The sequence below is a fragment of the Bradyrhizobium sp. Ken01 genome (assembly GCF_055807355.1).
Genome location: NZ_JBVVPC010000038.1, coordinates 37047 through 49075, shown reverse-complemented (window position 1 = coordinate 49075; position 12029 = coordinate 37047). Strand labels below are relative to the sequence as shown.

Sequence of the window (12029 nt, the reverse complement as noted above, 5' to 3'; positions counted from 1 at the left end):
CGATGGTGGGCGAGATCCAGAACCCCATCATCCGCGTCCGCGACATCACCGTGCAGTTCGGCGCGACGCGCGTGCTCGACGGGCTCGACCTCGACGTCAAGCGCGGCGAGATTTTGGGCTTCGTCGGCCCTTCCGGCGCGGGCAAGTCCGTGCTGACGCGCACCATCATCGGCCTGGTGCCGAAGGTCGCAGGCAGCATCGAGGTATTCGGCGTCGACCTCGATGCCTCCAACACGTTGCAGCGTCGCAACGTGGAGCGGCGCTGGGGCGTGCTGTTTCAGCAGGGCGCGCTGTTCTCCTCGCTCACGGTGCGCCAGAACATCCAGTTCCCGATGCGCGAATATCTGCGGGTGTCGCAGCGGCTGATGGACGAGATCACCATCGCCAAGCTCACCATGGTCGGTCTCAAGCCCGAAGTGGCCGATCGCTTTCCCTCGGAACTGTCGGGCGGCATGATCAAGCGCGTGGCGCTGGCGCGCGCGCTGTCGCTCGACCCCGATCTCGTCTTTCTGGACGAGCCGACCTCGGGCCTGGATCCGATCGGCGCCGGCGACTTCGACGAGCTGGTCAGGACGCTGCAGCGTACTTTGGGGCTGACCGTTTTCATGGTAACCCACGACCTCGATAGCCTTTACACAGCATGTGACCGCATCGCCGTTTTAGGCAACGGTAAGATCATTGCGGCAGGGTCGATCGCCGACATGCAGGCCTCGCAGCATCCGTGGCTGAGGCAATATTTCCATGGCAAGCGCGCTCGCGCGGTGATGGGCTGAGGTGCCGGAGTAGCTGATGGAAACGCGCGCAAATTACGTGCTGATCGGGTCGTTCACGCTGGCGGTGATCGCCGCCGCGATCGGCTTCGTGCTGTGGTTTCAGTCGTTGCACACCACCAAGCAGCGCAGCCCCCTGCGCGTCGTGTTCGAGGGCCCGGCCGCGGGCCTGCGCAATGGCGGCAGCGTCAATTTCAACGGTATTCGGGTAGGCGAGGTGGTTTCGGTGAAGCTCGACAACCCGCGGCGGGTTGTCGCACTCGCCATGGTCGAGAACAACGCCCCGATCCGCAAGGACACCCTGGTCGGCCTCGAATTCCAGGGCCTGACCGGCGTCGCCGCGATCTCGCTGAAGGGCGGCGAGGAGGCCGCACCTTCGCCGCCGCTCGACGAGGACGGCATCCCCACGCTGACGGCGGATCCCAACAAGCTCCAGGACGTCACCGAGGCGATCCGCGGCACGCTCCAGAACATCAACAAGATCGTCGCCGACAATCAGGAGTCGGTGAAGAACTCGCTGAAGAATCTCGAGACCTTCACCAACTCGCTCGCCCGCAACTCCGAGAAGATCGACGGCGTGATGGCCAAGGTCGACGGCGTGATGCTCAAGGCTGATAGCCTCATGCTCGGCCTCAACACGCTCGCCGGCGGCAAGGACGGCGGCGAGCTGTTCCAGGCGGTGAAGTCGATCCGCGAACTGGCCGACGATTTCGACAAGCGCTCCGGCGCATTGATGACCGACGGCCGCCGCACGCTCGGCGACATCAGCCGTGCCGTCAACAATTTCGACCGCAACCCCACCCGCGTTCTGTTCGGCGCCAGCAACAGCGCACCGGCGGCCGCGCCGCCACCGCCGCCAGAGCCGCCGAAACCCGCCGCGCCGGAGCGCCGGCGGCAGTAGGGGGATCGCCTCGTGCTTCTCCGGCGTCGTCCTGGCGAAAGCCAGGACCCATTACCCCAAGGAGGAGTTTGGCGAAGAGCAGTCGCTCGGTACTTCCACCGGCGGCAATCGACAGACTTCGCGGTATGGGTCCTGGCTTTCGCCAGGACGACATCGAGTGTTTGTCGATCGCTTCGTTCCTAATGACACCCAAAACAAAAACGGAGGCCGCGAGGCCTCCGTTTCCTTATTCGTCATTTGCGAGCTGGCCGCTCACCCCAGCCGGCCCGCTGCGTGCGCGAGCAGCGTGTACACCAGGCCCGTTTCCGAGGTCAGGTGGTTGCGCAGCTCCTGCGGGCCGCGGCCGTCGCGGGCGACCTCGTCGAGCAAGCGTTCGAACTCGGCGACATAGCGGTCGACCGTGGCCTTGAAGTTGCGGTCGGAGCGATACTTGCGGGCGACCTCGTCGAAGGCCTTCTGGCCGGCGGGCGTGTAGAGGCGCTTGGTGAAGGCCTTGTTCTCGCCGCGCTGGTAGCGGTCCCACATCTCGGACGCGAGGTTGCGGTCCATCAGCCGGCCAATGTCGAGCGACAAGGATTCCAGCGGATTGCCGCCACCTTGAGGAGCCTGCGGCTGCGGCGCCGGTGCAGCCTGGCGGCCGCGCTGGGGCTCACGTCCGGTGGGCGCACCCTGGTTGGCGTCCGTGCGGCTCAAGAGGTCGGACAGCCAGCCGTCGCGGCCCTGGTCGTTGCCGGCCGGTGCGACCGGCGGCGCTTCGGTGCGGCGCGAGGAGGCCGGCATGCCGAGGTCCGGCGGCGGCAGCGTCGAGGCGCTGGCGCTCTCGCGCATGCGCGTGTCGGTGCTGCGCGCGCCGACGGCCGCCAGCATCGGCTCTTCCTGGCGCTGCACGCTGGCGCGGCCCGTCGTGGAGACGTCGAGGCCACGGCCGTGCTGGGCCACGATACGGTTGAGCTCGGCGAGCGCCTCGATCTGGTCGACGATCACCTTGCGCATCTGCGCAGTGCTCTCGGCGGCCTCCTGCGGCATCTCGAGCACGCCGCGGCGCAGCTCGTTGCGGGTGGCTTCGAGCTCGTTGTGCATCTCGAACGCCATCTGCTTCATGCTGGAGACGAGGTTGGTGAACTTCTCCGTGGACTGCTTGAACATCGCATCCGCCTCGTCGGTGGTCTGGCGGTAGATGTCGTGCATGGCCTCGACGGTCTGCCGGTGCTCCTCTTCGGAGGCCGACCGCACCGCCTCGAACTGGCGGGTGATCGCCGCGGAACCGGCGCCGGCGGTCTCCGCGACGACGCGGGCGATGTCGCGGGCACGCTCTTCGGCGGCCGCCAGCGATTCATCGAGCAGGCCGGTGAAGCGCGACAGGCGCTGGTCGAGATCGGCCGTGCGCAGGTCGATCGTGGTGACGAGCGATTCCAGCGCCTCCTTGCGTTCGGCGAGCGAGGCGGTGGTGTTCTTGTTGCTCTGCTCGACGACCTGCGCGGCCTCGACCAGTGCCTTGCCGTGCGCGTCGAACTGGGTCGACAGCTCGCCGAGATCCTGCAGCGCTCGCGTGGTCTTGCTGTTGAAGACGTTGAGCTGGTCTTCCAGGTTCTGCGTCGCAGCGCCGTTGCGCGAGGTGACGTCGTTCATCGCCGAGACGAAGTCGGCGACGCGCGTCACCAGCGCCCGCTCGAGCGAGTTGAGGTTGTCGTGCGCACCGGTCAGCACCTCCTGGAGCAGGATGTTGCCTTCGCGCAGTCGCTCGAACAGGGCGACCGTGTCGGTGCGCAGGATCTTGCTGGTCTCCTGCATCTCGGTGACGGCCGCGATCGAGACCTGGCGCGACTGGTCGATCGCCGCGCGCGAGGCCTGCTCGAGGTCCTTGAGCGATTTGTTGACGGCACCCGTCGCCATCTCGCTCGCCGAGTTGATGGTTCGCGCCACCTCGGAGCCGTTGCCCATCATGGTCTGCGAGAACGCGTGGCCGCGCGTTTCGATCGACTTCAGCGCGTCGGATGTGACGCGGTCGATGTCGAGCGTGAGCTGGCTGGTTTTCGAGCCGATCGCGTCCACGAGCGAGCCGCGCTTGGCGTCGATCATGTTGGCGAGACGGTCCGACTGCTGCTGCACGTAGGTGACGATTTCGTCGGTCTTGCCGGTCATGGCCTGGCCGAAGCTGCTGCTGGCGGCGAGCACCGAGCGCTCGACGTCCGCAGAGCTCGACTTGACCCGCGAGCTCGCCTCGTTGGAGGCGTTGATCAGCGCGTTCTGGGCGTTGAGCGCGCTGGTCTGGATGTCGTTGGTCGCGTTCGCGGTGGCCGTGCTCAGCGTACGCTCGATCTCGCTCGAGATCGTGCGGATCTGGCTTGCGGCATCCGCCGAGGTCGAGACCAGCGAGGTCTGCGCCTCACGCGCGCTGTTGAGGATGGTCGAGGCGGTGTCGGCGCCGACCGAGGTCAGCGTGCGCTCGATGTCCGTGGTCAGCGACTTGATCTGGCCTGCTGCGTCCGTCGAGGCGGAGATCAGCGTGCCCTGGGCCTCGCGTACGCCGCTGGTGAGCGCTTCGATGGTGGCGCCGCCGGCGGTCGCCAGCGCGCGCTGCATCTCGGCAGCCAGCGAACGAACCTGGCCGGTCTGTTCGGCGGACACCGCCAGCAGGGTGCTTTGGGCGTCGCGGGCGCTGGTCGTGATCGTCTCGGCGGTCGACTGGCCGACCTGCGAGAGCGACCGATGCACTTCGGCGGCGAGAGACTTGACCTGGCTCGCCGCATCCGAGGACGCGTTGACGAGCGTGCTCTGGGCTTCGCGGGCGCCCGTCATGATGGTCTCGGCCGTCGCGGTGCCAGCCATCGAGAGCGAGCGCTGCACGTCCGAGGACAGCGCCTTGATCTGGTTGGCGGTCTCGCTCGAGGCCGCGATCAGCGCGCTCTGCGCATCGCGGGCGCCGGCGGTGATCGATTCCGCCGTGCTGGTGCCGGCCATGGACAGCGAGCGCTGCACGTCGGCGGTGAGGGTCTTGACGTGGTTGGCCGCGTCCGAGGACGCCGTGACGAGCGTGGTCTGCACCTCGCGGGCACCGGCCAGGATCGAGGCGGCGGTCGCCGAGCCCGCCGACGACAGCGTGCGTTCGACGTCGGCCGCGAGCCCCTTGATCTGGTTGGAGGCATCGCCGGATGCTGCGACCAGCGTCGACTGCGCTTCGCGGGCGCTGGTCAGGATCGAGTTCGCGGCACCGGTGCCGACCGCGGTCAGCGCGCGCTCGACCTCGGCGGAGGTCATCTTGAGCTGGGCGTTGACGTCGGAGGAGACCGTCATCAGCGACTGCTGCGCGGTGCGCGCACCGGTCTGGATGGTCTCGCTGGTGTTGACCACGAGGTTGGTGAGCGAGCGCTCGGCGTCTTCGACATGCGAGCGGATCGCGGTCGAGATCATCTCGGCGCGGGACATCATGTCCTCGCTGGCCTGGCGTCCGCTGCTTTCGATGCGGCCGGCGACGGCCTCGACACGCGAGCCGAGCAGGTCCTCGAACTGCGCCACGCGCACGTCGATGTCGCTGGCGACCGCGCCGACCTTGGTCTCGATGGCCTGCTGGATGTCCTGGAAGCGCGCCGTGACCGTGTCGGTCAGGTGCATGCTGCGGCCGTCGATGATCTCGGTGACGCCGGTGATGCGGCGGTCGACCGCCTCGATTGCCTGCGCGGTGCCGTCCGTGAGCGTCGAGGTCAGGAGGGTGAGGCGGGTGTCGATCGACTGCACGGCCTGCGAGGCGCCGTTCGTCACCGCGCTGGTCAGGTAGGTGAGGCGCGTGTCGATGGATTCGAGCGCCTGCGAAGCGCCGCCGGTGAGGGTGGTCGTCAGATGCGTGAGGCGCGTGTCGATCGACTGGATGGTCTGCGATGCGCCATCGGTCAGCGAGGTCGTGAGGTGGGTGAGGCGGGAGTCGATCGACTGGATCGCCTGCGCCGCACCGTCGGTCAGCGACGAGGCGAGCGTGTTGAGCCGTCCGTCGATGGTCTCGGTGACCGACTTCGCACGGGTATCGAACGATTCTTCGAGCGCGGCGACGCGGCCGACGAGCTGCTCGTCGAAGGTCTTGATATGACCGTCGATCGTGGAGTCGAGGCTGGAGATCTTGCCGTTCAGCGAGGCGTCGAGGTTGCTGACGCGTTCGCCGATCGTGGTCTCGAACTGCACCAGGCGCTGGTCGAGCACAGCCGTGATCGCGCCGCCGTTGGAGGTGAAGCGGGTGTCGAAATTGTCGACATAGGTCTTCAGCGATTCATGGATGTCCTGGGTACGCTGGCCCATCCGATCGACGATCTCGCCGCCGAAGGTCTTCACGGTGCGGTCGAATTCGGAGATGTGGCGGGTGATCAGCGCGCCCAGCGTGCCGGAGTCGCGGGCGAATTTCTCGACCAACTCGGTGCCCTGGTTCTTCACCAGCTCGTCGAAGGCGCTCATCTGGAGCGACAGCGAGTCGTGCGCGGTCTCGGTCTGGCTGACGACCTTGGCGACCAGCGTATTGACGGTGGCGTCGAGTGCTTCGCTCGCCTTGTCGCCGGAGGTCATGATGTGGCCGGCGAGGCGGTTGCCGGCGTCGTCAATCTTGGCGGAGAGGTCGTTGGAGCGCAGCTCGAGCTCTAGCAGCAGCGAGTCCGACGAATTCTTCAGGCTGTCGTGCACCTGCTCGGTACGCTCGGAGATGCCGTCGACGATCGCGGCGGAGCGCTGCTCGAACTCGCCGGTGATGCGGTCGATGCGCTCGTTCAGCATTTCGTGGACGCGGTCGGCGAGGTCGACGAACTCGTCGTGAACGTGGCCGGTCTTGAAATTGAGGCTGGTGGTCAACCGCTCGCTGGCGTCGAGCACGGCGCGCGTGGTCTCGTTGCTGGCCTCCTCGAGCCGGTCGAGCAGGTCGCCTCCGCGCTCGCCGAGCGCGAGGATCATGTTGTCGCCGGCGTTGCTGAGCGCACCGGTGATGTGGGCGCCGCGCTCTTCGAGCGCGCCGGTGATGGACTTTGCGACCTCGTCGACGCGCGAGGCGATCGCGTCCGAGATCAGCGCGATGTCGTGGCGCAAATCGATCTGCACGCCGGAGATGGCGCTGCGGACCTGCTCGGCCTGGCCGACCAGATTGTCGCGCTGATGTGCGATGTCCTGCAGCAGGGCGCGGATGCGCACTTCGTTGTCGGAATAGGCGCGTTCGAGCGCCGCGACCTCGTTGGCGACCAGCGTCTCGAGCTCGCCGGCGCGCGCGATGGCGCGCTCGATGCCGTCGCCCATCGCCGCAACCTCGCGGCGGATGGCCTGGCCGACGGTCACCATCGAATCGGAGGCCGAGCCTTCCGGCTCGGAGAAGCGGATGGCAACCTGGGCCATAGCCTGCGCGACCGAGCTCATTTGCTGGCCGCGCCAGACGAGGCTCGCCAGGAAGAAGAACAGCATGATCGGCGCGAAGAACATCGTGACGAGGCCGGCAATGGCCAACACGCCGCCGCTCTGGCCCATCGCCGCCTGGATCGAAGGCAGGAAGCCGACCGTCAGCGCGGCGCAAGCCGCCAGCCAGACGACGGTGAAGATTGTCGCGCCGGTGTAGATGTTGCGGGTCGGGCGTCCCGTCTGCAACGTCTGCAACAGCTGGCCGATGGTCGCACGGTCGTCATTGGCGGCGCGGCGCGAGGAGCGCGGCTCCTCGACCTGGTCGAACATCGCGCGTTCGTTCGCGGCAGGACGCGGATCGAAGCTCGGTTCGTCGAACATCGGGGGAGCCGGTGGGGCGACCGGAGGCGGCGTTTCGCTGCGCATCGAGGCGTTGCGGCTGGTGTCCGCCGCCGTGTCGCTAATGTTCAGGGCTTCCTGGATTGCAGAAAGCGCATCTTCTGTGGGGTCTTTGACCTTTTTCGGAGTGTTTGCCATGTTCAGTCCGAGCCCTCGTTACTTGTACGCGTCCCCCCGCGAGCTCTGCGCGCTACGCAAGCCCACAGTCCGGATCATGCCGCTTGCGCGGATCTCCGAGCCATCCCCACCCGGACGGCTTGTCCGCCAATTTCTCCAACATCCTATTGGCAGAGCGTCGCGAATGAAATGCCCGCGATTAAGACATTCTTAATCATCGTTAACAGGATCGCGCCGTAAGGCCTTAGCAATAAATGCAATTCTCCACCGGACTCGCCGGATTGCGGCAACTTTTCGTCAATAAACAGGCAGATTTGCGCAAAACGGCTGGAACATTTCATTAACCATTTCCGTGCTTGGGTGGAGGGAACTTGACCGCCGGACCGGCGGACATCGCGCGATGCCGGGGCCTGCGCCATGACTCCTGAACTGCAACGGATGGACTGGATGCCCTCGCCCCCGCTTGCACCCATCGACAGCCCGCTCGACCTCGATCATCTCTCCCGCATGACGCTCGGTGATTCCGAGCTGGAACAGGAAGTGCTGGCGATGTTTGCCGAGCAGGCGGTGCGCCTGATCGCGGCGATGGCCGCGCTCCCGTCCGAGGCCGGCGCACTCGCCCACAAGCTCAAGGGCTCGGCGCGCGGGATCGGCGCGTTTGCGGTGGCGGATGCCGCAGCCAGCCTGGAGACCGCGATTCAGACCGGACAAGGCCGGCCTCACGCCTTCGCCGCGCTGAAAGAGGCGGTGACCGAGGCTCGCGTCGCCATCGAGGCAATCCTCAACCCTTAGGCCGACAGGGCCAGACCCGTGCTCTAGTCTTTGTTTTGACGGGTTTTCTTCCCGCGCAACGGTATTCGCGACTGAATCAAAACGCTATGGCGCCGGGCTGATCGACCCGTTATAGGACAGCCCGGACCCTCCTTCATTCCCTAGATCGCGGCAGCACGAGCACACATGGCCAAAATTCACTTTGTCGATCACAAGGGCGAAACCCGTACGGTGGACGTCGAGAACGGCGCGACTGTGATGGAAGCCGCCATCCGCAACAGCATTCCCGGCATCGAGGCCGAATGCGGCGGCGCCTGCGCCTGCGCCACCTGCCATGTCTATGTCGACGAAGCGTGGCGCGAGAAGGTCGGCAGCCCGACGCCGATGGAAGAGGACATGCTCGACTTCGGCTTCGACGTGCGCCCGAACTCGCGCCTGTCCTGCCAGATCAAGGTCTCCGACGAGCTCGACGGCCTCGTGGTGGCGACACCGGAACGCCAGGCCTAACCCTGTTAGCTATTCATGTGCTCGGCGGCGCGACCTCGATGCCGCGCTTGTGCCAGGGCCTGAGCTTCTCGAGCACTTCCGCGATCAGCGGCGTTGGCCGGCGCGACGCTTCGTCGATCATCACGGCGACCGATGTCGCCGATGCAATGCACTTCCCTTCCGAAAACACCACCTGCTCGAACGTCACCGACGTTCGTCCCAGCTTCACGACGCCGAGACCGAGCTCGATCGTGTTCGGCCAGTGCAGCTCCGCACGAAAATGGATGTCGAGCCGCACCATGATCCAGGCAAGTCCCGGCGGCGTCAGGCCGTATTCCGGAAGCTTCATCAGCGTGACACGGCCGGTCTCGAAATAGGTGGCGTAGACCGCGTTGTTGACGTGCTGGTTGGGGTCGAGATCGCCGAAGCGGACGTTGTCGCTGAGGCGAAAAGGGTAGTCCTCCAGGCGCGGCGTCGTATCGAGGCGGCTTGGTGCGTTCACCGATTGATCTCCGTCATAGCGTTGCTCGTTACAGCCCAGTTATCCTGACCCGGCAAGTGGGGCCGGCTGCGGGGCGCTCCCGCTTTTATGCCTTCCCTGATCCATCCCCGTTGGCTAGACAGACAGGGTCACCTCGGCCCAAAGGGCGCCGTCCCACCGAACGACCGATAAAGAGACGACATGAGCGACGCGATCAAAACCGATGTGTTGATTATTGGCGCCGGCCCCTGCGGTCTGTTCGCCGCCTTCGAGTTGGGCCTTCTCGACATGAAGACGCATTTCGTCGACATCCTCGACAAGGTCGGCGGCCAGTGCGCAGAGCTCTATCCGGAAAAGCCGATCTACGACATTCCCGGCATTCCGCAGGTTTCGGGGCAGGGCCTCACCGACGCGCTGATGGAGCAGATCAAGCCGTTCCATCCGACCTTCCATCTCGGCGAGATGATCGAGACCGTCGAGAAGATCGGCGATCCGCTGTTTCGCTGCACCACGGACGCCGGGAAGGTGTTCGAATGCAAGGTGCTGGTGATCGCTGCCGGCGGCGGCTCGTTCCAGCCCAAGCGGCCACCGGTGCCGGGGATCGAAGCCTATGAAGGAAGCTCGGTGCATTACGCCGTGCGCAAGATGGAGACGTTCCGCGACAGGAACGTGCTGATCGTGGGCGGCGGCGATTCCGCGCTCGACTGGACGCTCAATCTGCATCCGATCGCCAAGCGCATCACGCTCTTGCATCGTCGCGACGATTTTCGCGCCGCCCCCCACAGCGTCGAGCAGATGCGCGCGCTGGTCGCTGCCGGCAAGATGGATCTGCGGCTCGGCCAGGTCACCGCGCTGTCAGGCAACGAGGGCAAGCTGAGCGGCGCCACCGTCAAGGGCAACGACAACAGTGTGAGCGAAATTACCTGCGACACCATGCTGCCGTTCTTCGGCCTGACCATGAAGCTCGGTCCGGTCGCGAACTGGGGCATCGCGCTGGAGAACAATCTGGTGCCGGTCGAGACATCCGCGTTCGAGACCAACGTGCCAGGCATCTTCGCGATCGGCGACATCAACACCTATCCCGGCAAGATCAAGCTGATCCTGTGCGGTTTCCACGAGGGCGCGCTGATGTCGCAAAAAGCCCATCGCTACGTCTATCCGGAGAAGCGGCTCGTGTTCCAGTACACGACCTCGTCCTCCAGCCTGCAAAAGAAGCTCGGCGTCAACTGACGGCGGCGGGCGATGCCCCATGTTTCTGGTGCTGGAACAGTTCGCGAAATCGCCGTAGTCTGCGGCCATTGCAGTTGGCGGCTTAGCAAGGCGATTGGCTCAGCAAGGTGATGATAATGCGGACTCTCTTTTCCAGCTTTCGGCTGTTCTCGCTCCTCGCGCTCGCGATGTCGCTCGGTGCGGTGAGCCCGGTTGTGGCGCAAGTGCAGCAGCCGACCGCCGCGGGCCTCTGGCAGAAGGTCGAAGACGGCAAGACGGTGGGTTGGTTTCTCTTCATCGACCACAACGGCATCTTCGAAGGCGTCATCGCAAAAACCTTCCCGCGGCCCGGTGACGACCCGAACGAGATCTGCGCGAAATGCACGGACGATCGCAAGAACGCGCCGGTGCTCGGGCTCTCCTTCATCCGCGACATGAAGCGCGACGGCTTGAAGTATGACGGCGGCAACGTGGTCAATCCGCGCGACGGCAACATCTGGAAGGCCAAGATGACGGTCAGCCCGGATGGGCAGACCCTGACGATGCGCGGTTTCCTCGGCATTTCCCTGTTCGGCAAGGACGAGACCTGGACGCGTCTTCCCGACGCCAATATCGCGCAGGTCGATCCCGCCATCGTCGCGAAATATCTCCCGGCGCAAGCAACCGCCGCGACCAAGTCCGTGCCCGTGCCCGCGGCGAAGAAAGGCGGCGCGATGGTGGCGCCGGCACCGAAGCAGTAGGGTCTACGTCGCGCGCTATGGCGCCCGAACTTCCGTAGCTCCACACGCCGCCGTCATTGCCCGCCAAGGCGGGGACTTCAGTACGCCGCCAGCCTCTCCGCGTTCTTGCGCGGCGTCCGTGGCGCCCGTGCGCAATCGCGCATACGACCGGCGACGACAGCGGAGATGCCGGCGCGAGTAGCGGTCATACCCGTCGAAAGACGAACGCCTGCCGGACGCGCGCCAGTAGTTCCCCGGAATGCGCGGTGGCGCCGGATTTGCATAGCTATCCGCAAAGCTGCTGGGGGAATGAGTCGCCGTCCCTGACGCCTTCGCCGAGTCGCGAAAGGCGAACGGCAACTATCGCCCCGCGGCGATCACCTCGATCCGCGGAGACGACATGAGACGTGCAATATCCCGTGCCGCCATGCTGCTGGTCCTGACGGTGCTGCTGACCGCCCCGACGATGGCGCGTGACGACGGGCGCTACGCCAACTCGCCGTTAAAACCCTGGTTCGAGAGCCTGCACAGCGAATACGGCCAATGCTGCTCGGATGCCGACGGCTACGTGGTCGCCGATGTCGACTGGGAATCCGATAAGGGCCGTTATCGCGTGCATCTCGACGGCGAGTGGGTTGTCGTGCCCGACGGCGCCGTCATCACCGAGCCGAACAAGATCGGCCGCACCATGGTGTGGAAGCACTATATCGACGGCCATCCCCGCGTGCGCTGCTTCATGCCGGGCAGCATGACGTAGATTGAAGCGTCATCCCGGGTGATGCGCAGCGTCGAAACGGGACTCGCACCAATGCATCCGC

At 65.6% G+C, this 12029-nt stretch carries 10 protein-coding genes; 7 read left to right on the top strand and 3 right to left on the bottom strand.

Translation table 11 applies throughout. The annotated features are described in order from the left end of the window. The first annotated feature begins 2 nt into the window (after positions 1–2). Positions 3–773, top strand: coding sequence for an ABC transporter ATP-binding protein (locus tag AC0L3S_RS29210; protein WP_473259378.1), 771 nt, complete (start codon positions 3–5; stop codon positions 771–773). 16 nt (positions 774–789) lie between these two features. Then, positions 790–1671 carry an MlaD family protein gene (locus tag AC0L3S_RS29205; RefSeq protein ID WP_473251258.1) on the top strand — a complete coding sequence of 294 codons (882 nt, stop codon included), beginning with the start codon at positions 790–792 and terminating at the stop codon, positions 1669–1671. Between the two features lie 252 nt (positions 1672–1923). Here the strand turns inward: AC0L3S_RS29205 and AC0L3S_RS29200 are convergent, their stop codons facing one another. Further along, the gene (locus tag AC0L3S_RS29200; RefSeq protein WP_473283013.1) at positions 1924–7566 is read right to left on the bottom strand and encodes an apolipoprotein A-IV repeat region-like domain-containing protein; all 5643 of its coding nucleotides are present in this window, start codon (positions 7564–7566) and stop codon (positions 1924–1926) included. A 143-nt stretch (positions 7567–7709) separates the two neighbouring features. After that, positions 7710–7964, bottom strand: a complete 255-nt coding sequence (locus AC0L3S_RS29195) for a hypothetical protein (RefSeq protein WP_473259372.1) — start codon at positions 7962–7964, stop codon at positions 7710–7712. Between AC0L3S_RS29195 and AC0L3S_RS29190 the strand changes: the two genes are divergently transcribed. Together AC0L3S_RS29190 and AC0L3S_RS29185 are read left to right on the top strand one after the other, a co-directional pair. Further along, a complete protein-coding gene (locus AC0L3S_RS29190; protein ID WP_473259370.1) occupies positions 7963–8337 on the top strand; it encodes an Hpt domain-containing protein in 375 nt (124 codons plus the stop codon). The two genes, AC0L3S_RS29195 and AC0L3S_RS29190, sit on opposite strands and share 2 nt — an antisense overlap. Before the next feature lie 165 nt (positions 8338–8502). Next, positions 8503–8823, top strand: coding sequence for a 2Fe-2S iron-sulfur cluster-binding protein (locus AC0L3S_RS29185; protein ID WP_045008721.1), 321 nt, complete (start codon positions 8503–8505; stop codon positions 8821–8823). Between the two features lie 13 nt (positions 8824–8836). Here the strand turns inward: AC0L3S_RS29185 and AC0L3S_RS29180 are convergent, their stop codons facing one another. Continuing rightward, the gene (locus AC0L3S_RS29180) at positions 8837–9304 is read right to left on the bottom strand and encodes an acyl-CoA thioesterase (RefSeq protein WP_085394484.1); all 468 of its coding nucleotides are present in this window, start codon (positions 9302–9304) and stop codon (positions 8837–8839) included. 180 nt (positions 9305–9484) lie between these two features. Here AC0L3S_RS29180 and AC0L3S_RS29175 point away from each other — a divergent pair, with 180 nt between their 5' ends. The 3 genes from AC0L3S_RS29175 (at position 9485) to AC0L3S_RS29165 (ending at position 11968) form a co-directional block, all read left to right on the top strand. After that, complete coding sequence (locus AC0L3S_RS29175) at positions 9485–10513, top strand: NAD(P)/FAD-dependent oxidoreductase (protein WP_473259365.1); 1029 nt, start codon at positions 9485–9487, stop codon at positions 10511–10513. 116 nt (positions 10514–10629) lie between these two features. Further along, positions 10630–11232: a DUF2147 domain-containing protein gene (locus tag AC0L3S_RS29170; RefSeq protein WP_473283010.1), complete on the top strand. Its 603-nt coding sequence runs from the start codon at positions 10630–10632 to the stop codon at positions 11230–11232. A 379-nt stretch (positions 11233–11611) separates the two neighbouring features. Next, the gene (locus AC0L3S_RS29165) at positions 11612–11968 is read left to right on the top strand and encodes a hypothetical protein (protein WP_473283008.1); all 357 of its coding nucleotides are present in this window, start codon (positions 11612–11614) and stop codon (positions 11966–11968) included. Positions 11969–12029: the final 61 nt, after the last annotated feature.

Bases quoted from the DNA above. Each gene is read 5' to 3' on its own strand.
- AC0L3S_RS29200 (WP_473283013.1), bottom strand. From the start codon at position 7,566: ATGGCAAACACTCCGAAAAAGGTCAAAGACCCCACAGAAGATGCGCTT.
- AC0L3S_RS29210 (WP_473259378.1), top strand. From the start codon at position 3: ATGGTGGGCGAGATCCAGAACCCCATCATCCGCGTCCGCGACATCACC.
- AC0L3S_RS29185 (WP_045008721.1), top strand. From the start codon at position 8,503: ATGGCCAAAATTCACTTTGTCGATCACAAGGGCGAAACCCGTACGGTG.
- AC0L3S_RS29175 (WP_473259365.1), top strand. From the start codon at position 9,485: ATGAGCGACGCGATCAAAACCGATGTGTTGATTATTGGCGCCGGCCCC.
- AC0L3S_RS29170 (WP_473283010.1), top strand. From the start codon at position 10,630: ATGCGGACTCTCTTTTCCAGCTTTCGGCTGTTCTCGCTCCTCGCGCTC.
- AC0L3S_RS29165 (WP_473283008.1), top strand. From the start codon at position 11,612: ATGAGACGTGCAATATCCCGTGCCGCCATGCTGCTGGTCCTGACGGTG.
- AC0L3S_RS29195 (WP_473259372.1), bottom strand. From the start codon at position 7,964: ATGGCGCAGGCCCCGGCATCGCGCGATGTCCGCCGGTCCGGCGGTCAA.
- AC0L3S_RS29205 (WP_473251258.1), top strand. From the start codon at position 790: ATGGAAACGCGCGCAAATTACGTGCTGATCGGGTCGTTCACGCTGGCG.
- AC0L3S_RS29190 (WP_473259370.1), top strand. From the start codon at position 7,963: ATGACTCCTGAACTGCAACGGATGGACTGGATGCCCTCGCCCCCGCTT.